This window comes from Saccharothrix sp. ST-888 (genome assembly GCF_000955975.1).
In the GTDB taxonomy this organism is placed as follows: Bacteria; Actinomycetota; Actinomycetes; order Streptomycetales; family Streptomycetaceae; genus Kitasatospora.
The window spans coordinates 1-20,186 of sequence record NZ_JYJF01000122.1 but is presented as its reverse complement, the minus strand read 5'-3'; the positions used below and the strand labels follow the sequence as shown (position 1 = coordinate 20,186).

Sequence of the window (20,186 nt, the reverse complement as noted above, 5' to 3'; positions counted from 1 at the left end):
CGGCCCGCACTCCGCGTGCCTCGGCGGCGTCGCGCAGCTGCTCGGAGACCCCGGCGGGGATCGCGACGATCAGGCCGCCGGGGCGCAGCACCTGCAGTGAGCGGGTGCTGGTGGTGTCGTGATGGTCGCCGACCAGGTCGATGACCACGTCCACGTCGCGGACGGCGTCTTCGAAGCGGACGGCGGTGTAGTCGATGAGTTCGTCCGCGCCGAGCTTGGTCAGCCAGTCGTGGCGGCTGCGGCTGGCGGTGCCGATGACGTGGGCTCCCAGGTGCTTGGCGAACTGGACGGCGAAGTGTCCGACCCCTCCTGCCGCGGCGTGGATCAGGACCCGCTGACCGGGGCGGACCTCGGCGGCGTCCACCAGGGCCTGCCACGCGGTCAGGGCGGCCAGCGGGACGGCGGCGGCCTGCTCGTGGCCGACGGTTGCGGGCTTGCGGGCGAACTGGCGCGCCGGTGCGGTGACGTACTCGGCGTAGCCGCCTGCCGCGCGGGGGAACCAGGGCATCCCGTAGACCTCGTCACCGGCCTTGAGGGTGGTCACGCCGAAGCCGGTCTCCTCCACCACCCCGGACACGTCCCAGCCCAGGATGAAGGGCGGCTCGCCCAGTACCCCGGCCATGCCGGTGCCGGCGCGGGTCTTCCAGTCCACCGGGTTGATCCCGGCGGCGTGCACCCGCACGAGGACCTCCGTCGGCAGGGGCACGGGACGCGGCACCTGCGCCACCTTCAGGACCTCCGGACCGCCGAAGCCGTCCTGGGTCACCGCGCGCATCGTGGATACGGTCATACGTCAACTCCCATGGCGAGAACGGCGGAAGGCCGCTGATGCGGCCTTCTCGCTGACGTTGACGACCGTATCGACAGGCATATAGTTACCTGCAAGGCTTACTACTTCCTTTTGGGAAGCATCCTGGTGAGGAGCGTGTGATGGTGATGGAATGCGCGACGGGCCGGCACAGCGACCACGATGTCTACGCGGCCCAGTGCCCGTGCCGCGCGATGCTGGACCTGCTGGCCAACAAGTGGTCCGCCCTGGCCATCGGAGCACTCGAGGAAGGACCGCAGCGCTTCGGCGAGTTGCAGCGGCGCCTGCAGGGCGTGAGCCCCAAGGTGCTCACCCAGACCCTGCGCCGACTGGAGGACTCCGACCTGCTGACCCGCACCATCTACCCCGCCGTGCCACTGCACGTGGAATACGCCCTCACCCCGCTGGGCCACAGCGCCGCCGTCCCTCTCGGGCTTCTGCGCACCTGGGTCGAAGAGAACCTCGACAGCACCGCCGCCAGCTGTCAGCCCCAGCACACCTGACCAGGCACCGCACTCGCCCGCCGACACCCGCTCCGCCACAGGTCAGGGCAGATCCGGCCACCCCTGAACGGCCGGCCGAACAGGTGGAAAGCGTGTTGGGGGCAACCCCTCACGAGTTCGAATCTCGTATCCTCCGCCGCTGCCCGCCAGGGCAGCGGCGGAGGATACGACCAGATCGCCGTCCTCGCGGACGCCATCGGCCGGGAGATCCCGGTCGAGCGGATCACCCGCGCCGAGGCCGAGCGGCAGCTGGGCGACTACCTGCCCGCGCCGATGGTCTCCTCGCTGCTCAACCTGTGGGAGGCCGCCGACCACGGCCTCGCGACCATCGCCGACACCACCGAGACCCTCATCGGCCGGCCCGCCCGCACCTTCCGGCAGTGGGCCCGCGAGAACGCCGGCGCCTTCACCCGGCACTGACGTCCCGGTCTCCGTTCCGCTCGGTCCTGCCGAGGCCCGAGCCGCCGCGGGGCCTCGGCAGGTGTCCGTGGCGGCGTCAGCCCCGGAGGTGGCCCAGCACGGATCGGACCGCGCGTTCCACGGCCTGGCGCGCGGGCTCGGTGTGGTCGACCGTCTCGAACCCGTGGTGGCCGAGCGGCACGTCGATCACCTCGACATCGGCCTTGCAGTCCTTGGCGGCGGTCAGGAACTCCTCGATCGTCCCGGCGATCTCCGCGAGTTCCAGCTCCACCCGGGTCACCACGATCGGCAGGTCCCCCGCGGTGCTCACCGCGGCTGCGGGACGGAACCGGGAGCCCGCGAACCCCCAGTTCGGCATCGGCGCGAGCACGGGATAGGTCGCCGCCACACACCGCAGCCACGGCGGCGGTGCCGAGAGCCACTCCGCCGACAGCAGCCCGCCGCCGGAGAAGAACCACAGTGCGACGCGGTCCGCGTCCACGCGCGGATCGGCCCGTACGAGCTCGACCGCCGCGGCGACGTCCCCGGCAGCCTGCCCGTAGTCGCCGATGTCGTGCAGCCGGTGATCCACCGCCACACCGACCACACCCAGGCTCGCCGCGTACCGGCCGTAGCCGACGAAGGCCGGCCGGTCCCGTGGCGTGGGCTGCGCGTCGGGGGGAATCGGGCCGCCGTGCACGAACAGCGCCGCCGGACGAGGCCCGTCGGCATCGGGCAGAAAGAGATCCACCCGCCCCACCCGCTCACGAGGCCGCTCCGGTACCTCCAGCAGGAACGGCCCGAGGTACCCGGGCCGCTCGGGCGCGGCCAGCCGGTGCCCCTCCCCGGCAGCGGCTCGGAGCAGCACGTCGGCCAGTTCGTCGGGGGCGGAGAGCATCGGCCAGTGCCCGGTGTCGAGGTCGAAGAAGCCCACCCGGGGGTCGACGAGTGCCTGCAGGCGCGGGTCCCCCATGCGCAGCAGGGTTTCGACCAGGGCGATGCTCAGGCCGTTGGCGGTGCAGAGGATGCCGGAGGTCGGCACTCCGGCGGCCGCCCCCGACAGCCGCAGTGGCTGGGTGAGGGCGCCGAGCGGCTGCGGTGCGGCGAGGCGGACCAGTCGGGCCTGTGCCTCTTCGGTCAGGCCGGCGAGGCTGCCCCAGAGTTCGGGCTCGTCGAGGGCCGGCGGGGCGAAGAAATTTCCGACGGACGTTGAACCCTCCCCGGACCGCTTACGTGTTGAGGGTGCGAGCGTCACGAAGACGCGCCGACAACCTCAACCTGCCCATACCCAGGGGGACTTCGCCATGCCCAAGCCCACCGGACGCCGTCTGCTCATCGCCTCCGGCCTCGCCGCCGTCGCCTTCGCCGCCACCGCCTGCGGCACCACCACGAGCACCCGCACCGACGCCGTCGCCGCCACGCCCAGCTCCTCCGCGTCCGCGCCCGCCCCGGCGGCCCCGGCCGGCGCAGCCGCTGCTGCGGCGGGGCCGGTCAAGCTGGTCGCGGTCAACTCCGCGCAGCTGGGCGCGATCGTGACGGACTCCGCCGGGCGCACCCTGTACCGGTTCGACAAGGACACCAACAAGCCGTCCGCCACCAACTGCACCGGTGCCTGCGCCGAGAAGTGGCCGCCCGCCACCGTCCAGGACAAGGACAAGGTGGCCCTCAGCGGTGTCGGTTCGGCCCTGGTCGGGAGCGTGGCCCGGCCCGACGGAAGCCGGCAGCTGACGCTGAACGGCTGGCCGCTGTACCGCTTCGCCGGGGACAGCGCGGCCGGGCAGGTCAACGGACAGGGCGTCGGCGGCACCTGGTTCGCGAGCACGCCGGAGGGCAAGAAGGCCCGGGGCACCGGACAGGCCCCCGCGCAGGCACCGGCGCCGGACCCCTCGCAGAGCAGCAGCTATTCGAGCGGATACTGACGCCGAGTCGGCCAGACAGGGCCGGCCGGACAGGATCGACCGGACGGGGCGGCCGGAGGGACCACGAACCTGACCCGGCTTGCCGTCGCGGCAGTGCACGGAGAGACTGTCGCGGTGAACCCGGGTCGCGACGGCTGGCCGTTCGGACGCGCCGCACTGCCGGTCGGCGTCCTGCTCTGCCTTGTGCTGGGGCTCTCGCTGCTCTCGGTGCGGCTGTGGCCGACGGCCTCCGGCTCGCCCGACTTCGTCCGGATCACCGACGTCCCCGTCCAGCAGCCGCCCGCACCGCCCGGGCCTGGCGCGTCCACCGGCGCAGCCACCTCCACGGACACGGCGACGGCCACGGGCGCCGCCACCGGCTCGTACACCGAGGACTGCGGGCGCGACCAGGAGGGGCACCGAAACTCCGACAACGTGGTGATCTCACCGGGCGTCGCCGGCGGTGCCCACCACGTGCACGACTACGTGGGCAACCTGTCCACCGACGCCCTGTCCACCGAGAGCACGCTGGCCGCCGCCGGGACGACCTGCGCCGGCGGTGACCGCTCCAGCTACTACTGGCCGGTGCTGCGCCGGACCGACCGCGGTCTCAGCCAGGACGGCGAGCACGGCAACCTCGGGGAGATCCTCACCCCGGACACGGTGTCGATCGAGTTCCTCGGCAACCCGTGGAGCCAGGTCGTGCCGATGCCGCGCTTCCTGCGGCTGCTGGTGGGAGACCCGACGGCGGCCACCGACGGCGGCGCGAACGCCCGTGCGCGGTGGGGGTGCAGCGGATTCCCCGGCCGGTGGACCGGCCGCTACCCGCTCTGCCCGGCCGGGAGCCTGCTCACCCGCACCTTCGAGTTCCCCAGTTGCTGGGACGGGCGCAGCACGGACTCCCCGGGCCACCGGGCGCAGGCGGTGTTCCCCTCCGACTCGGGCGTCTGCCCGCACGACACCTTCCCGATCCCCCGGCTGCGGGTGACCGTCGGCTACCGGCCCCCGCCGGGCGAGGCGTTCGCCCTGGACGCCTTCCCCGAGCAGCGGCACAGCCCGGTCACCGACCACGGCGTGTTCATCGACGTGATGAGCGACTCCCGGATGGCTTCCGTCGTCGCCTGCCTGAACCAAAATCGCAAGTGCCGGGGCAGCGATTGAACCGATCGGCCGCGCCGTACGTGCCTGCCGTGACAGATCCCGACGGAGGAGTGGGCGGATGGCAGGGGCACGATCCGGCGCCCGGCGGAGTGCGGCTGACGAGGCACTGATCCGGACGCTCTACGAGCAACACGGCGGTGCGCTGCTCGCCTACGCGATCCGGCTGACCGGCGACCGGGCGGCTGCGGAGGACGCGGTGCAGGAGACGCTGATCCGCGCCTGGCGGAACCCCGAGGCGCTGACCAACGCCCGTGGTTCGGTTCGCGGTTGGCTGCTGACGGTGGAGCGTAATCTGATCACCGACCGGTTCCGCGCCAAAGCCTCGCGTCCGGCCGAGGTCGCCGAGGTGTCCGAGGCGACGGCGACGGTCCCGGTGGAGCGCGACCACGCCGACACCGTGGTGGAGGCACTGGTGATGACGGAGGCGCTGGAGCAGCTCTCCCCCGAACACCGGGCGGTGCTGCACTCCATCTACTTCCAGCGGTTGTCGGTCGCCGAGGCCGCCGAGCAGTTGGGCGTGCCTGCGGGGACGGTCAAGTCCCGTGCGCACTACGCGCTACGGGCGCTGAAACGGTCGTACCCGGGCAGGCCAGGGACGTTGAAGGAGGCGGCGGCATGAGCACGGAGCAGCACGAGCAGAGCGCGGGACTCCTCGGCGCCTACGTCCTCGGCGCGCTGGAGGCGGCGGAGGTGGAGTCGGTGGAGGCGCACCTGTCCACCTGTGCGTCCTGCCGGGACGAGGTGGCCGAATTGCGTGATCTGGAGCGGGTGCTGGGCGAGGTGCCGCCCGAGCTGTTCGTGGACGGGCGTCCCGAGGGTGGTGACCTGCTGCTGCAGCGCACCCTGCGGCAGGCCCGCGCGGAGCGGGGCGCGCAGCAGCGGCGGCGCTGGGTGACGGTCGGCGTGGCTGCGGCGGTCGCGGCGGCGGTGGTGCTGGGCGGCGGTGTGCTGATGGGCAGGAGCACGGCCCCCGCACCGCCACCCGTCGCGGTCGCTCCGGCCCCGTCCGTCATTGTGACCCCACCCCCGGCCGGCACCAGGACGGCCTCGGTGACGGACCCCTCGACGGGGGCGCGGATGACGCTGACGATGACCCCGGCGGCGGGCTGGGTACGGGTGAGCGCTGCGGTCACCGGGATCGCCGAAGGCCAGCGCTGCCACCTGGTGGTCAACGGCAGGGACGGGGCGAAGACGGACGCGGGCAGCTGGCTGGTCTCCCCGGCCGGCGCCAGGGCCGGGACCACACTGGACGGTTCCGCGCTGGTCGCACCGGCCGACGTCACATCCGTGTCGGTCGTGAACGAGTCGGGGCAGACCTTCGTGACGGTACCGCTGTAGCGCGGCACCACCCGTCGGACGGTCCGGAGCGCGCAGGCGGTCCGGACCTCCCGTCGTCCACCCGCCGGAAATTCGCAGCCGGACGGTCCCGGTTCTCCCGGGAAAAACACCGGAGAATGCGGAAGGCCCGGCGCTATGTGCGCCGGGCCTTCCGTTCGTAGCGGGGACAGGATTTGAACCTGCGACCTCTGGGTTATGAGCCCAGCGAGCTACCGAGCTGCTCCACCCCGCGTCGGTAAACCAGACTCTACAGCACTCGGGCGGCCCTGGGAAATCCCGGGAAATTCGAGAGCGGATGAGAGCAGGTATGCGTGGGTCGCGAAGACTGCCGCAGCAGAGCGCCATAACTGCTCAAAAGCATTTCGCGACCGATGCACCGGGTGAGGTATCAGGTGAGATGTCCGGTGAAGTGTCGGGCTCCGAAGACCGAGCGGCGGCGGGAGCCCCGCCGCCAACCGTCGGCCACCGGCGGGTCACTCGCTGCGCAGCACCTCCGCGATGGTCAGCCGGGCCGCCGAGCGGGCCGGGACGAGGGCGCCGAGGACCGCGATGGCCACGCCCGCCAGCACCAAGAGGGTGAGGGTCGGGGCGTGCCAGACCTGCATCATGGCGGCCGGGAGGGAGCTGCCCACCGCCTCGACCATGGACGGGACGATCAGGCGGTGCGCGACGATCCCGAGGGGGACGCCGAGCAGTCCGCCGACCAGGCCCAGGGCGGCCATCGAGGTCACCACCATGACCATCACCTGACGTGGTGTCATGCCGATCGACTTCAGCATGCCCAGATCGCGGCGGCGCTCACGGGTGTTGAGGACGGCGGTGTTGAAGACCCCGAGCGCCGCGACCGTGGTCAGCAGCAGGGTCAGGACCGAGGAGGAGCCGACGATGGTGACGGTGACCGAGTTCACGTCGCCCGACTCCGACGGGTTTAGGCCGGGTTCGGCCGCCTTGACCGCGTTGTCGAAGGCCCCGACATCCGCACCGTGGGCGAGCTGGACCCAGTACTGGTTGACGTACCGGCTGCTCGACCGGTCGGGTGCGAACGCGGTCAGCGTCTCCCAGGTGGCGTCCACCCGGTCCGCGTCGCCGGTCACGGTCTCGCCGACGATGGTGACGGACTGCTGCCTGCCGTCCAGGGCCAGCGTGAAGTGGTCGCCGACCGCCAGGTGGTGCTTGCGCACGAACGGCGTCCCGACCACGACCTCGCCGGGCCCCTTCATCCAGCGGCCCTTGACCATCGCCGAGCTCATGTCCGCCGAGTCCCCGCGCAGGAACCAGCCCCGGACGACCTGCGAGCCCCCCGTCATGCGGAGCTCGACCGGTGCGGCGGCGGTCACGTGCAGCGCGCCGGGCAGGGAGCGCAGCTTCGCCTCGATCTGAGCGTCGGTCAGCTTCGGTTCCACCTGTCCGACACCGGCGTCGCCCACGTAGCTCACGGACTGGACGTGGTCCCGGGCGGCATCCGTGTACGCGGCGACCGAGGAGGACAGTCCGCCGGCGAACGTCACCGTGGTCACGCCCAGCACGAGGGCCGTGAGCGTCATGGCGGTGCGGCCCGGCCGGGCGAACGGCAGGCCGAGGCCCAGGCTGACGGCTCGCGGCAGCCGGGTGCCGCTGAGCCGGCGCTGGACGCGCAGCCCTCGTCCGGTGCCCGGGGCACTGCCGGCGCTGATCGCCCGGGCGGCCGACAGCCGGTGCGCGCGCAGCGCGGGGACGAGCGCGGCGAGCAGGACGACGACGGGCATGCCCAGCAGGGTCAGCACCACCACCCAGGGGCTGAGGGTGGCGGTGAAGTACCCGTAGTCGAACCCTGCGAAGACCATGTGCAGCAGGGGGTGTGCCGCGAGGACACCGAGGACGGTACCGAGCACGCACCCCACGACCCCGGGGACCAGGACCATCACCAGGTACACCGCGACGACCTGGTTCGGGGTGAACCCGATGGCCTTGAGCACCCCGATGTGCCGGGACCCCGACACGACGGCGCCGCTGACCACGTTGGCGACGATCAGCACCGCCACCACCAGTCCGAGGACGCCGAAGGCCATCAGGAACGGGACGTACGCGTTGGCCGTACTGGTCATGTCCTGCTTGACGGTGAGGTACGACAGCGAGCCGAGCAGCGAGTCCTGCGGCAGCCCGGCCGTGACCGCCGTCAGGCCGGCCCGGACCTGGCTGTCCGAACCCGCGTGGGCGAACCGGAGCAGCAGCTGGGTGGCCGTCGGGTGCAGGGCGGGCATCTGGTCGGGCGAGACCCAGGCGCCAGCGGTCTGGCTCAGGCTGGAGGCGAAGCCCACGATGGTCAGCGGCGGGGCGCCGGGGAGGATCAGCCGGCTGCCGACCTCCTCGTTCGCTCCCCAGTGTTCGCCGGGCGGCCGCATCACGACGACCTCGCCTGGCCCGGTGACCCAGCGGCCGCTCCAGACGTCGACGCGGTCCACCGGCCCGCCCGGGTCGGCGCGGCCGACGACCGTGATCGGTCCGGGCGGCGGGGTGTCCACGCCCGCGGCGGGGGCGGCCCGGTCGGGCGGGGCGGTGAGGACGACCTGGGCGAACGGCCCGGCGACGTCCGTGACCCCCGGCTGGTGCGCGGCCTGCGCCAGCTGGGCGTCCGTGGCCTTGGCCGGATCGAAGGTGGCGACGAGGTGGGCGCCGCGCTGCTGGTCGAACGTGCGGTCGAAGGGGGCCGAGGCGGCGTCGAGCAGACCGAGGGCGACCACCAGCGCGACGGTGGAGGTGAGGACGACGAGGCCGATGACGAAGGTCTGCAACCGGCGGCGCCGCACCGCCGCGCGCGAGGCCCGCCAGACGGCGCCGCTCACGGGGTGCGCTCCAGGGCGCTCTCGCGGACCAGCCGGCCGTCGGCGACCTCGATCAGGCGGCTGGCGCAGCGGGTGGCGAGGCGCGGGTCGTGGGTGACCATCAGCAGCGTCTGGCCGATCTGGTTGAGGTCGATCAGCAGGTCCATCACCTGCTCGCCGGCGTGGCTGTCCAGGGCGCCGGTCGGCTCGTCCGCCAGCAGCAGCGCCGGACGGTTCATCAGGGCCCTGGCGACGGCCACCCGCTGGCGCTCGCCGCCGCTCAGCGCGGCCGGATAGACGTTCCGGCGGTCGGCGATGCCGAGCTCGTCCAGCAGCTCCAGCGCGCGCTTGCGGGCCTGCGCGGCGGAGGTGCCGGTCAGCTGGGCGGCCAGCGCGACGTTGTCCAGCGCGGGCAGGTCGTCGATCAGGTTGAAGAACTGGAACACCATGCCGATCCGGCGGCGCCGGTACAGCGCCAGCCCGGTCTCGTTCAGCTGCGCCAGGTCCTCACCGTCGACGAAGACCGACCCGGCCGTCGGGCGGTCCAGCCCGGCGATCATGTTGAGCAGGGTGGACTTGCCGCAGCCCGACGGCCCCATCACCGCGACCGCCTCCCCCGCCCGGATCTCCAGCGACACGCCGTCGAGCGCGACGGAGTCGCCGTACTCCTTCCGCACGCCGTCCAGGCGTACGATCACCTGCTCCGAACCGTCTTCACTGATCATGGTCTGAAACTACGGGCCACGGCCGGGACGGTCATCAGCCCGGCGAGGTAACCGGTCGGGCGGGTCATCCTGCGGATGTAGGGCGGCGGCGCCGAGGGCCGGGACGGGCGGGCACCGGGCGTGCCCCGGGCCCCGGAGTTCGGACCTCGGGCCCCGGCCGGCGCCGGTCATAAGGAGCGCTCTTAGCCGGGATCGCCACGATCCAGGCATGGATTCCATGACATTCCGTCAGTTCGTACGGCCCCGGCGGCGCCGTGCCGCGGTGGCGGCCGCGCTCGTGGTGACCGGCGCGGGCACGCTGTGCGGCGTGGGCTTCTCCCCCGCCGCCGGGGCGAGTGCCCGGCCCGAGATCCGGCTGCACGACGGGTACGTCGGCATACCCGTCGCCGGAGGGACGGCCGAGGTCCGGACCGATTCGCTGGCCGTGGGCCTGAGCGCGGCCGACGGCGGCGAGCTGACGCTGTCGGCGCCGGCCGCGGAGCCGCTCGGCCGCCCCGGTACCGTCGAGGTCGGCCGGAACAGCGCGAGCTGGACCCTGCCCGAGCGCGGGCTGACCGTGACCGCGGCGGCCGAGCAGGGCCGGCTGCGGGTCACCGTGCACGGCGCGAAGGACGGCTCGACGCTGTCCTGGCCGGTCACCGGAACCGATCCGGCCGCTTCGCAGGTGCAGCTCCCGCGCGGCGAGGGACTCGGGGTGCCGGTCGCGGACCAGTGGTGGAACTCGGCCTCCACCGGCCTGGCCGGGCACACCTACGACCTCACCGCCGACCTCACCATGCCGCTGTGGGGCTACACCCTGGGCAGCCACGGCGTCAGCTACCTGGTCCCGCAGCCGATCGGCACCTCGCTCGGCTTCGCGTCCGACGGCAGGCGACTGCACGGGACCGGCGTGCACACCTTCTCCGAGCGGGCGGCCACCACGGACTACTCCGTCACCTTCGCCCTCACCGACCCGTCCCCGGTCGCGCCCGCGCTGGACTACCGGCGCTGGCTCACCGACCACGGGCAGCTGGTCACCCTGACGAGCAAGATCGCCGCCAATCCGGAGGTCGGCAAGCTCCTCGGCGCGTTCCACGCCTACACCTGGGGTGCCGCCAGGACCGCCCAGGGTGTCGCACGGATGCAGGCGCTGGGGCTGAGCCGGATGTGGCTCGGCTACGACGCCGACGGGCAGCCCATGGACGCCCAGGCGGTGGCCGCCGCCAAGCGGGCGGGCTACCTGGTCGGCCCGTACGACTCCTTCGCCAACGGGCAGGACCCGCGGACCTCCGACGCACCGACCTCCAGCTGGCCGTCCCCGGTCTATCCGGACTACTGCGTCCGCAACCAGGACGGCACGGTGAAGGCGGGCTTCCACGACCGCGGCTGCTACCTCGGCTCGCGGGCCTTCGAGCAGAGCGCGGCGGGCCGGCGGTACCTGGCCGACCGCACCGCGCAGATGACCGCGAACGGCGCCACCAGCTACTTCCTGGACGTCGACGCGGCAGGCGAGCTGTACGACGACTACAGCTCCGCCCACCCCATGAACCAGTCGCAGGACCAGGCCGACCGGCTCGCCCGGATGCGCCGGCTGTCCGGCCCCGACCGGCTGGTCCTCGGTTCGGAGAGCGCCGGCAGCTGGGCCAGTCCCGTCCTCGCCTTCAGCCACGGCTCGTCCACCCCGGTGGCCGACGGCCTGTGGCCCCTGGAGCGGGACAAGGCGGTCTGGGGCGGGTACGCACCCGCCGGGGCGCCGGGCACCTTCTTCAAGCCGGTCACGCTGCCGCCCGACCTCACCAAGGCCATGTTCGACCCGGCGTACCGCATCCCGCTGTACGAGACCGCGCTGCACGACTCCCAGGTCAACCTCGACCGGTGGGAACTGTCGTACGGCAAGCTCCCCGCGCTGCAGACCGACCGGGCGCTGCTCGCCATGCTCTACAACACCCCGCTGAACCTGGTGCTCGACGGCCCGGCCCTCACCGCGCAGGGCAGGCAACTGGCCGAGCTGCAGCGCTACTTCGCACCGCTGCACCAGGCCGCGGGCACCCAGCCGATGACCGGCTTCCGCTGGCTCACGCCGGACCACCAGGTCCAGCGGACCACGTTCGGCAGCGGCGTACTCCAGGTCACGGCCAACTTCGGCAGCACCGCGTACGGCTCGCTGCCGCCCGGCTGCGTGGACGCGAAGCTCGGCGGGAAGCAGCCGCAGCGGCTCTGCCCTTCCACCCTGCCGGCCCGGTAAGCACCCGCCCCGCCCTCCGCCCGCCCGGGCACTGCGGTGGTGCCCGAGGGCCGCGTCACCCCGGCGGGTGGCCCGGCTGGCGGTGGAGGGCGGGTGGCGGCTTGCTGGTGTTCGCGGGAGAGCGCGACCACCGAGCGGGCAGCGAGCGGGGCAGCGAGCCGGAAGGAGCAGGCGATGCGGGCGGAGGCCGGTGCGGCGGAGCAGGCACTGCGGGCGCCCCGGGCCGCGGCGGTGGCGGGGATCGTGTTCTCGCTGCTGCTGGGAGCGGTGATCGTCCTGGTCCGCAGCGCGGTGCCCACGCATGCCTCGGACACCGGCCAGTGGCTCACCGACCCGACGCGGCGGAACTCGCTCCAGGTGGCGTTGAACCTGGTCCCGTTCGCGGGGATCTCCTTCCTCTGGTTCATGGCCGTCATCCGCAACCGGATCGGCCCCCGCGAGGACCGGTTCTTCGCGACCGTCTTCCTCGGCAGCGGCCTGCTGCTGGTGGCGGCCGTCTTGGCCGACGCCGCCTTCGCCGGCGGCCTGCTGGCCATGTCCGGGCCGTCCGGCACGGCGGTGACGAGCTCCCAGGAACAGCTGTGGCAGTTCGGGCGCACCTCGTACGAGCTGCTGACCACGTACTCGATGCGGATGGCCGCGGTCTTCACGCTGTCCGTCTCGACGATCGGGCGGCGGCTGGGCATCACCCCGCGCTGGCTGGCCCACCTCGGCTATCTGACCGCCCTGGTCCTGCTCGTCATGGTCAGCAGCGTCGCCTGGTTCGAGCTGGCGTTCCCGTTCTGGGCCCTGGTGGTCAGCATCCACATCCTGGCGTCCGCCTCGCGCTTCGAGCCCGCGCGCACCGACCGCTGACGGCGGCCGGTCCCGCCCGGTCGCGGCCGTCCCGGGGCCCGCGACCGCCGATCTTGCGGCCGGTGAGGGGCGGGCGCATGCTCGGAAGGGTGGCCAGGGCCCGCCGTTCCGCTCCGTCGCCGAGGGGATCGCCCAGCCGCGCATCCGGACGACGGGCCGACACCCGAGGTACCCCCGGAGGACTGCCATGACGACGTCGACCGGCCCCGAGGCTCAGGGCCTGCAGGAGATTCCCGGCCCGCACGGGCTTCCGGTGCTCGGCAACATCCGCGAGCTCTCGCACGGGAACCCGATCGAGAACATGGTGGAGCTGGCCCGGGAGTACGGCCCGATCTACCGGTTGCAGACGCCCGCCGGTGACCGGGTGATCCTCTCCGGCATCGACCTGGTGGACGAGGTGTGCGACGACAGCCGGTTCGACAAGCTGGTCGGCGGCGGGCTGGCGAACCTGCGCGGTGCCATCAGTGCCGGGCTGTTCAGCGCCGACACCGACGACCCGCTGTGGCACCGGGCGCACAACATCCTGATGCCGCCCTTCGGTATGCAGGCGATGCGCGACTACCTGCCGATGATGCTGGACCTGGCCGGGCAGCTGATGGACAAGTGGGCCCGGCTCAACCCGGACGAGGAGGCCGACGTCGCCGCGGACATGACCCGGCTGACCCTGGACACCATCGCGCTGTGCGGCTTCGACTACCGGTTCAACTCCTTCTACCGCGAGACGCCGCACCCCTTCGTGGACGCGATGGTCCGGACCCTGCTGGAGGCGCAGCACCGGGCCCGGGTGCCCGACTTCGTCGCCCCGCTGCGCAAGGGGGCGCAGCACAGGTTCGAGCAGGACGTCGCGTACATGAACGAGACGGTGGACCGGATCATCCAGGAGCGCCGCGAGTCCGGCGACACCGAGACCCGGGACCTGCTCGGCTGCATGCTGACCGGTGTCGACAAGCAGTCGGGGGAGGGCCTGCCGGACGAGAACATCCGGGCGCAGTGCATCACCTTCCTGATCGCCGGCCACGAGACCACCAGCGGTCTGCTCTCCTTCGCGGTGCAATTCCTGCTGAAGCACCCCGAGGTGGTCGAGCGGGCCCGGGCCGAGGTGGACGAGGTGCTCGGCACGGACCCGAGCGTCCCGCCCACGTACGAGCAGGTGCACCGGCTGACCTATGTCAGGCAGATCCTGGAGGAGACGCTGCGGCTGTGGCCGACCGCTCCGGCGTTCACCCGGTCGCCGTTCGAGGACACGGTCATCGGCGGCCGGTACGCGGTCGCGCACGGCGATCCGCTGACGGTGCTGATCCCCGCGCTGCACCGGGACAAGGCGGTCTGGGGCGCCGACGCGGAGGAGTTCGACCCCGACCGCCTCAGCCCCGAGCGCCGGGCGAAGCTCCCGCCGAACGCGTACAAGCCCTTCGGCACCGGCCAACGGGCCTGTATCGGGCGGCAGTTCGCCATGCAAGAGGCCCAACTGGTGCTGGGCATGCTGCTGCAGCGGTTCGAGCTGATCGACCACCTCGACTACCGGCTGAGCGTCAAGCAGACCCTGACCATCAAGCCGGTGGGCCTGCGGATCCTGGTCGCGCCGCGCGCGGGACGCACCCTCACCGCGCCGGTGCTCGCGGCGGCCCCGGCGGCCCGGCAGGCGGCCCAGCCGGCGGTGGCCGAGGCGCCTGCGGTGGAGGGCCACGGCACCCCGCTGCTGGTGCTGTTCGGTTCGAACCTCGGTACCGCCGAAGGCATCGCCACCCAGCTGGCGCGGGAGGGGACCGAACGCGGGTTCGCCGTCTCCCTCGCGCCCCTGGACGACCGGGCGGGCGGGCTCCCCCGCGAGGGCGCGGTCGTGATGGTCAGCTCGTCCTACAACGGCACCCCGCCCGATAACGCCACCGCCTTCTGCAGCTGGCTGCGGGCCGCGGACACCGCCTCGGACAGCTGCGCGGGCGTCCGGTACGGCGTGTTCGGCTGCGGGCACAGCGACTGGGCGGCGACCTACCAGGCCGTGCCCAAGCTGCTCGACGCCGAGCTCGCGGCCCACGGCGCCACCCGGATCCACCCGCGTGGCGAGGGCGACGCCCGGGGCGACTTCGACGGCCAGTACCGGGACTGGCACGCGGGCCTGTGGTCCGCCCTCGCCGAGGCCCTCGGGCTGCCCGACGAGGTGGGCGCGCAGGCCAAGGCCGGGCCCCGGCTGGCGGTTTCCATGGTCAACAAGCGGGAGACCAATCCCGTGGTGGTCTCCTACCGGGCGCAGCCGGCGTCCGTCCGGGCCAACCGCGAGCTGCAGCGCTGCGACGCCCGGCCGCCCGAGCGCTCCACCCGGCACGTCGAGATCGCCCTGCCCGGTGGGACGGCGTACCAGGCCGGCGACCACCTCGGGGTGCTGCCACGCAACAGCGCCGACCTGGTCCTGCGGGCGGTGCAGCAGTTCAAGCTGGACCTCGGCACGTACGTCACCATCACTCCGGGCCCCGGCGTGCCCACCCACCTGCCGACCGGTGAGGGCGTGCCGCTGATCGGCGTGCTGGCGAGCTGCGTCGAACTGCAGGACGTGGCCACCCGCTCGGACCTCGAGACGATGGCCGCCCACGCTGCGGACCCCGCGCAGCGCGCGGAGCTGCTCGCGCTGGCCGCCGACGACGAGGCGGGCCGCTCGGCGTACCAGGAGCGGGTCTTCACGCCGCGCCGGTCCGTACTCGACCTGCTCGGCGAATTCCCTTCCTGCGAACTGCCGTTGGCCGACTTCCTGGACCTGCTGCCGCCACTGCGCCCCCGGTACTACTCGATCTCCTCCTCGCCGCTGGCCTCCCCGGAGACCTGCAGCATCACCACCGGCGTGGTGGACGCCCCCGCCAGGTCCGGCCAGGGGCGGTTCCACGGCGTCTGCTCCAGCCACCTGGCCGACAGCGGTCCGGACAGCACGGTGTTCGCGTTCGTCCGCAAGCCCACGATCCCGTTCCGGCCGACCGAGAACCCGCACACCCCGATGATCATGGTCGGCTGCGGCACCGGCCTCGCCCCGTTCCGGGGATTCCTGCAGGAACGGGCCGCGCAGCAGGCGCAGGGCGTCCCGGTCGCGGAGTCCATGCTCTTCTTCGGCTGCCGCGACCCCGAGCAGGACTTCCTCTACGAGGAGGAGCTGCGCGGCTTCGAGGACGCCGGGATCGTCCGGCTGCGCCCCGCCTTCTCCCGCCGCCCCGGCCACCCCAAGACCTACGTCCAACAGGCCATCGCCGAGCACCGGGACGAGGTCTGGGACCTCCTCCAGCAGAACGCGGTGATCTTCGTCTGCGGCGACGCCAGCCGGATGGCCCCGGACGTGCGCCGCGCCTTCGCCGAGGTCTTCAGCCGCAAGACCGGCACCACGACCGCCGACGGCGAAGCCTGGCTCGCGGGCCTGCGCGAGGCCGACCGCTACCTGGAGGACATCTGGGGCGGCGGCTGACCACCGGGCCCACGATGCGCCGAACCCCGTTACACGGCGAAGACATCGCCCACACGGAACCCGGATCTCGGACTGACAGGATCTTCACATCGCACAGAGCGGCAGCCAGTCGAACGGGCGGACGAAAGCCCCCCGGAGGACGGTGAACGCGGCTCCCGCGACCGCCGAACACCGCACCGTCGACTTCCCTGGGGGGAACCAGTCATGTCCGCTCGCACCCGGCTCCGCAGCGCAGCCTCCATCGCCCTCACCACCGTCGTCGCCACCAGCAGCGTCGCACTGCTCACGGCCGGCGCGGCGAGCGCCGCCACCGCCCCCAACGGCCTGACGATCAGCAACGGCACCAAGTACGTGGTGATCAACGGCAAGTCGGTCGACTTCGGCACCCCGCTCCGTGACCTCTCCTGGTCCCCGGACGGCTCCAAGGCCGCCTTCATCGACGGCACCAACGGCAGCCTGGTCGTCTCCAACCCGGACGGCAGCGGCAAGACCGTCGTCGCCAGGAACCCCGGCGGGCAGATCTGGTCGCACCCGACCTGGCAGGTGACGGCCGCCGTGCCGGAGTACCGGCTCCCGGCCAAGAACAACATCATCTTCAGCGCGGACAAGGGCGGCGTCTCCACCCTGCTGCGGATGGTGGCCACCGCACACAACAGCAAGCCGACCGTCCTCTCCCTGAACACCTACTCCGACGACGACGCCAAGCCGCTGCCGCAGACCGGCAACGTGTGGCCCAGCGCCGGCGGCAGCTACGGCAGCGCCGTCTACGCGAACAGCAACACGGGCGAGGTCTTCATCCGGGACGACTACCTGCGCCAGCAGGGTGCTGCGACGACCAAGGGCTCCCAGCCCGCCCTGTCGCCCAACGGCGAAGAGGTCGTGTTCGTCCGCTCGGTCGACGGGCACAACCACCTCTTCGAGCTGGACATCAACGGCCAGCAGCACACCGTCAAGGACCTCACCCCGGGTGCCACCGCCAACTACGTCCAGCCCACCTGGTCCCCGGACGGCAAGACCATCGCGGCCCGCACCACCGGCGGCATCGCCACCGTCCCGGCCGACGGCTCCGCGAAGCCCACGCTGGTGTCCACCAGCACCGGCATGCCCGCCTTCCGCCGCTGACCGCTCCTGGGGGAGGCAGTCAGCGACAGAACGGCAGCTTCAGGAGGCCGAGTTGGACCACCGGTCCGGGTCAGTTCCCGGCCAGGCGGTCCAACTCGGCCTTCAGCTCGTCCAGCTGGGCGTCGGCGGTGTCGTGCGGCAGGAACTCGACCACGTCCAGGAAGCGGAACAGCACCTGGGAGTCGGTGACCGCGTACTCGTAGTCGCCGAACCCCACCACCGCGCCCATCTCGCCGCGTACCGCCCCCCGGACCACGTGCTCGGTCAGCTCGTCCGGCCGCTCGGCGGAGAGCCCGCGCCGCGCGTTGGGCCGGGCCAGGTAGGGGCAGACCATCGAGGCGTACAGCATGCAGGCACGGTGCCCCGGACCCTCCAGGGTCGGGGCGAGGTTCCGGTACGGCCGTCCGGCGGCCAGCGCCGCACCGATCGCGGCGCTCTCGGTGGCACCCACCACGCGCCACACCGGGCCGCGCGGCATCAGCGTGTTGCAGACCGAACACAGCCTCCCCCGCGCGCAGTCGGCGCTGCGCCCGTAGTCGGTGAGCGCGAACTGCGGCTCGTCACCCTGCCACGGCGTGATGGCCGGAACGGGGTAGCCGCGGGTGTCGCGGGGCCTGGAGTCGACGGTGGGCGGCATCGGAACGGTGTCAAAACGCACGGGCCATGCCTACCAGGCAGACCGGAGCCGCCGCACCACCGCCCCCTGACCGACCACCCCACCGACCCGCGGCGCCGACCACCGGCACTGACCACCGGCACCGGCCACGGGCACTCGCCATCGGCAGCGCCGCGTCAGACCTTCGTAGGCAGTGCCGAATCGGACCCGCGCCCGGCCGCCTCTGGTGCAGGATGGCCACATGACGGCTGGGAACGGTGAGCTGGCGGACCTGCTGCGGCGGGCCGGGCTGGAGATCGTGGGCGACGGCGGGGCCGTGAACGTGCTTCCCCCCAAGGCGGCTTGGCGGCCGGTCGCCGCCGCATCGACGCGGCCGACGGCCGAGGTCCGCGACGACCACCCGGATCTCGTCGCGGAGCTCAACGCGCAGTGGCGGCGGCTCGCGACCGAGTACGGAGTGCTCGGCGCCGACGGGGAGTTCCTGCTCGACGCCCTCACCTCGCCGCGGGGCTGGCTCAGGGTGCGCCTCACCGAACACTGGGACCTGGCCGGGGTCCTGGGCCCCCGGCCGGGCCGGCCCGAGTTCGTCACGCTCTCGGCCGACGGCGACAGCCTGCTGGGTGTGACGACCGAGGAGTACTCCGTCTGGCTGATCGCCGTGGACCGGCTCGGCGAGCGGCTGGAGGCGGAGGCGCGGGCCAGGGCCACCGAGAGCCCGGAGGAGCAGGCGGCCTGCTGGCAGTCCTTCCGACGCTTCACGAGCGCCCCCGAACGGCTGCGCCGCGCCTGGCTGGAGGGCCTGGCCGGGAACCCGGCGGCACCCGCCGCCGTCCTGCGGCGACTGCTGACCGTGGACCCGGCCGAGCGGGTGTGGTCCGCCCTGCTCGACCGGGAGCTGCCCCCGGAGGTGGTCGCGGCCTGGCTCGCCCACCCCGACTGGACGGTACGGCGTCGGCTCGTCGAGAGCCGGCACCTCTCCGCCCAGGACCGGACGCAACTGCTGGCGGACGCCGAGCCCGAGGACCGGACCGTGCTCGCCATGCTCACCGCCACCATGGGCGAACCGCTCACCGAGGCCGGGTACGCCGGCCTCGCGGCCGACCGGGATCCGCGCGTCCGGGCGGAGATAGCACGCCATCCCGACCTGCCGGTGCAGCTGCTGGGCGCGCTGGCCGCCGACCCCGACTCACTGGTCCGCAGCAGGGCCGCGACCCGGGCCCACCCGCGTCCTCGGCCGATCCGCCCCACGGACGAACCGGAGTGCACGGCAGCGGAGTCGACCACCGAGACGGTCGAACTCCGCAGCCGGGACCAGGACCCCGAGGTCCGCTACCAGGCTCTGCGGGACAGCCGGCTCTCACCCGCCTCGGTGGTGCGGCTGCTCGACGACCCGCAGGACTGGATCCGCAACGCCGCCGCCGGTGACGCCCGTCTTCCGGCCCGCGTGCTGACCGCTCTCCTGCACGGTACGGAGACCGCCCGCAGCGCCGCCGCGAATCCCGCCGTACCCGTCGCCGGGATGCACCACCTGCTCGACCGGGCCGGGGTGGGGTCCCCGCCGCCTCCCGCACAGTGAACCGGCCACGGCCGCTTCGCCACTCGGACCTGCGGGACAGCCCTCGCGCGTGGGTTCAGCCCATGGTCCGGGCGCCGTCGAGGGCTTCGCGGATGATGTCGGCGTGCCCGGCGTGCTGCGCGGTCTCGGCGATGACGTGCAGCAGCACCCGTCGCACGGACCACCTGGCACCCGGCTCGAACCAGGGTGCCTCCGGCAGTGGACGGGACTGTCCGATCATCCTGCCCCGGCCCAGCCGAATTCACGCCCGTCCCGGGTCCGGACGGTCCGTGTCGGCGGCCCGGACGGTCCGGGAGCGCGGCTCCCGCACCGGCCGGGCCGCCGGGCGCAGCCGGCGCAAGGTCCAGCCGCAGCCCTCGGGGTCCAGAGCGCGGGTGGTGGCGGTGAACAGCTCGGCGGCCCGGCGGTAGGAGAGCCGGCTGTGGCCGCTGTGCGGGCAGAGGTCGGCAGCGGGTGTGCCCGCGACGGCCCGGCGGTCGGTGAGCAGCAGCGGGCCGCCGGTACGGCCGATGACCAGGAGCGGCAGCAGGCGGGCGGCTCCGGCGCGCCATTGCAACAGCGGCCGCCCCGGGCGGCGGTGGGTGCGGCGGTGGAGCAGATCGAGGTCGTCGAGGTCGAGGGCGAGGATGTCCTCGACGGTGCCGCCGGTCTCGTGCAGCAGGTGCCAGGTGACCTGCTCGCGCAGCGGAGCGCGGAGCGCGAACAGCGCCCGGAGCTC

16 protein-coding genes, 1 tRNA gene and 2 pseudogenes are annotated in these 20,186 nt (G+C 73.0%); 11 read left to right on the top strand and 8 right to left on the bottom strand.

Going from position 1 to position 20,186, the window contains the following annotated elements; genetic code table 11:
* The coding region (locus tag UK12_RS28245; protein WP_082120015.1) for an NADP-dependent oxidoreductase at positions 1 to 775 on the bottom strand (775 nt) is incomplete at its 3' end.
* A 155-nt stretch (positions 776 to 930) separates the two neighbouring features.
* Between UK12_RS28245 and UK12_RS28240 the strand changes: the two genes are divergently transcribed.
* Both UK12_RS28240 and UK12_RS41695 read left to right on the top strand, forming a co-directional pair.
* Positions 931 to 1,311 carry a winged helix-turn-helix transcriptional regulator gene (locus UK12_RS28240; protein ID WP_045306011.1) on the top strand — a complete coding sequence of 127 codons (381 nt, stop codon included), beginning with the start codon at positions 931 to 933 and terminating at the stop codon, positions 1,309 to 1,311.
* A gap of 273 nt (positions 1,312 to 1,584) precedes the next feature.
* Complete coding sequence (locus UK12_RS41695) at positions 1,585 to 1,731, top strand: hypothetical protein (RefSeq protein ID WP_197085231.1); 147 nt, start codon at positions 1,585 to 1,587, stop codon at positions 1,729 to 1,731.
* Positions 1,732 to 1,807: 76 nt separating this feature from the next.
* Here UK12_RS41695 and UK12_RS28235 read toward each other — a convergent pair whose 3' ends face one another.
* The gene (locus UK12_RS28235) at positions 1,808 to 2,965 is read right to left on the bottom strand and encodes an alpha/beta hydrolase family protein (RefSeq protein ID WP_197085230.1); all 1,158 of its coding nucleotides are present in this window, start codon (positions 2,963 to 2,965) and stop codon (positions 1,808 to 1,810) included.
* A 49-nt stretch (positions 2,966 to 3,014) separates the two neighbouring features.
* Here UK12_RS28235 and UK12_RS28230 point away from each other — a divergent pair, with 49 nt between their 5' ends.
* From UK12_RS28230 to UK12_RS28215, 4 genes are all read left to right on the top strand, one after another.
* Complete coding sequence (locus UK12_RS28230; RefSeq protein WP_052682208.1) at positions 3,015 to 3,629, top strand: hypothetical protein; 615 nt, start codon at positions 3,015 to 3,017, stop codon at positions 3,627 to 3,629.
* Between the two features lie 114 nt (positions 3,630 to 3,743).
* The gene (locus tag UK12_RS28225; RefSeq protein WP_045306010.1) at positions 3,744 to 4,769 is read left to right on the top strand and encodes a DUF1996 domain-containing protein; all 1,026 of its coding nucleotides are present in this window, start codon (positions 3,744 to 3,746) and stop codon (positions 4,767 to 4,769) included.
* A gap of 58 nt (positions 4,770 to 4,827) precedes the next feature.
* Positions 4,828 to 5,388, top strand: coding sequence for a sigma-70 family RNA polymerase sigma factor (locus tag UK12_RS28220; protein ID WP_045306009.1), 561 nt, complete (start codon positions 4,828 to 4,830; stop codon positions 5,386 to 5,388).
* Positions 5,385 to 6,107 carry an anti-sigma factor family protein gene (locus UK12_RS28215; RefSeq protein ID WP_045306008.1) on the top strand — a complete coding sequence of 241 codons (723 nt, stop codon included), beginning with the start codon at positions 5,385 to 5,387 and terminating at the stop codon, positions 6,105 to 6,107. Before UK12_RS28220 ends, UK12_RS28215 begins: the two co-directional genes overlap by 4 nt.
* Before the next feature lie 158 nt (positions 6,108 to 6,265).
* On the opposite strand, the gene UK12_RS28210 is transcribed toward UK12_RS28215, so the two are convergent.
* From UK12_RS28210 to UK12_RS28200, 3 genes are all read right to left on the bottom strand, one after another.
* A tRNA-Met gene (locus UK12_RS28210) sits at positions 6,266 to 6,339 on the bottom strand.
* Positions 6,340 to 6,580: 241 nt separating this feature from the next.
* Complete coding sequence (locus tag UK12_RS28205; RefSeq protein WP_082120013.1) at positions 6,581 to 8,929, bottom strand: ABC transporter permease; 2,349 nt, start codon at positions 8,927 to 8,929, stop codon at positions 6,581 to 6,583.
* A complete protein-coding gene (locus UK12_RS28200; RefSeq protein WP_045306007.1) occupies positions 8,926 to 9,633 on the bottom strand; it encodes an ABC transporter ATP-binding protein in 708 nt (235 codons plus the stop codon). The genes UK12_RS28205 and UK12_RS28200 overlap by 4 nt, the downstream gene beginning before the upstream one ends.
* A 208-nt stretch (positions 9,634 to 9,841) precedes the next feature.
* Between UK12_RS28200 and UK12_RS28195 the strand changes: the two genes are divergently transcribed.
* The 4 genes from UK12_RS28195 to UK12_RS28180 all read left to right on the top strand — a co-directional run bounded on the left by UK12_RS28195 (position 9,842) and on the right by UK12_RS28180 (position 17,276).
* Positions 9,842 to 11,857, top strand: a complete 2,016-nt coding sequence (locus UK12_RS28195; RefSeq protein WP_045306006.1) for a glycoside hydrolase — start codon at positions 9,842 to 9,844, stop codon at positions 11,855 to 11,857.
* A gap of 174 nt (positions 11,858 to 12,031) precedes the next feature.
* Entirely contained in the window at positions 12,032 to 12,712 is a 681-nt protein-coding gene (locus UK12_RS28190; protein ID WP_045306005.1) for a hypothetical protein, read from the top strand.
* 187 nt (positions 12,713 to 12,899) lie between these two features.
* Positions 12,900 to 16,154, top strand: a complete 3,255-nt coding sequence (locus UK12_RS28185) for a bifunctional cytochrome P450/NADPH--P450 reductase (protein WP_045306004.1) — start codon at positions 12,900 to 12,902, stop codon at positions 16,152 to 16,154.
* Between the two features lie 204 nt (positions 16,155 to 16,358).
* A complete protein-coding gene (locus tag UK12_RS28180) occupies positions 16,359 to 17,276 on the top strand; it encodes a TolB family protein (RefSeq protein WP_045306003.1) in 918 nt (305 codons plus the stop codon).
* Between the two features lie 70 nt (positions 17,277 to 17,346).
* Here the strand turns inward: UK12_RS28180 and UK12_RS28175 are convergent, their stop codons facing one another.
* The gene (locus UK12_RS28175) at positions 17,347 to 17,913 is read right to left on the bottom strand and encodes a hypothetical protein (protein WP_045306002.1); all 567 of its coding nucleotides are present in this window, start codon (positions 17,911 to 17,913) and stop codon (positions 17,347 to 17,349) included.
* 220 nt (positions 17,914 to 18,133) lie between these two features.
* On the opposite strand from UK12_RS28175, the gene UK12_RS28170 reads away from it, so the two are divergent.
* Positions 18,134 to 19,468 carry a hypothetical protein gene (locus UK12_RS28170; protein ID WP_052682207.1) on the top strand — a complete coding sequence of 445 codons (1,335 nt, stop codon included), beginning with the start codon at positions 18,134 to 18,136 and terminating at the stop codon, positions 19,466 to 19,468.
* A gap of 55 nt (positions 19,469 to 19,523) precedes the next feature.
* Here the strand turns inward: UK12_RS28170 and UK12_RS38520 are convergent.
* A pseudogene (locus tag UK12_RS38520) lies at positions 19,524 to 19,676 on the bottom strand (mycothiol transferase); the annotation flags it as partial.
* Between the two features lie 33 nt (positions 19,677 to 19,709).
* A pseudogene (locus tag UK12_RS41690) lies at positions 19,710 to 20,186 on the bottom strand (hypothetical protein); the annotation flags it as partial.

Bases quoted from the DNA above. Each gene is read 5' to 3' on its own strand.
- UK12_RS28240 (WP_045306011.1), top strand. From the start codon at position 931: ATGGTGATGGAATGCGCGACGGGCCGGCACAGCGACCACGATGTCTAC.
- UK12_RS41695 (WP_197085231.1), top strand. From the start codon at position 1,585: ATGGTCTCCTCGCTGCTCAACCTGTGGGAGGCCGCCGACCACGGCCTC.
- UK12_RS28230 (WP_052682208.1), top strand. From the start codon at position 3,015: ATGCCCAAGCCCACCGGACGCCGTCTGCTCATCGCCTCCGGCCTCGCC.
- UK12_RS28220 (WP_045306009.1), top strand. From the start codon at position 4,828: ATGGCAGGGGCACGATCCGGCGCCCGGCGGAGTGCGGCTGACGAGGCA.
- UK12_RS28215 (WP_045306008.1), top strand. From the start codon at position 5,385: ATGAGCACGGAGCAGCACGAGCAGAGCGCGGGACTCCTCGGCGCCTAC.
- UK12_RS28200 (WP_045306007.1), bottom strand. From the start codon at position 9,633: ATGATCAGTGAAGACGGTTCGGAGCAGGTGATCGTACGCCTGGACGGC.
- UK12_RS28195 (WP_045306006.1), top strand. From the start codon at position 9,842: ATGGATTCCATGACATTCCGTCAGTTCGTACGGCCCCGGCGGCGCCGT.
- UK12_RS28190 (WP_045306005.1), top strand. From the start codon at position 12,032: ATGCGGGCGGAGGCCGGTGCGGCGGAGCAGGCACTGCGGGCGCCCCGG.
- UK12_RS28185 (WP_045306004.1), top strand. From the start codon at position 12,900: ATGACGACGTCGACCGGCCCCGAGGCTCAGGGCCTGCAGGAGATTCCC.
- UK12_RS28180 (WP_045306003.1), top strand. From the start codon at position 16,359: ATGTCCGCTCGCACCCGGCTCCGCAGCGCAGCCTCCATCGCCCTCACC.
- UK12_RS28175 (WP_045306002.1), bottom strand. From the start codon at position 17,913: ATGCCGCCCACCGTCGACTCCAGGCCCCGCGACACCCGCGGCTACCCC.
- UK12_RS28170 (WP_052682207.1), top strand. From the start codon at position 18,134: ATGACGGCTGGGAACGGTGAGCTGGCGGACCTGCTGCGGCGGGCCGGG.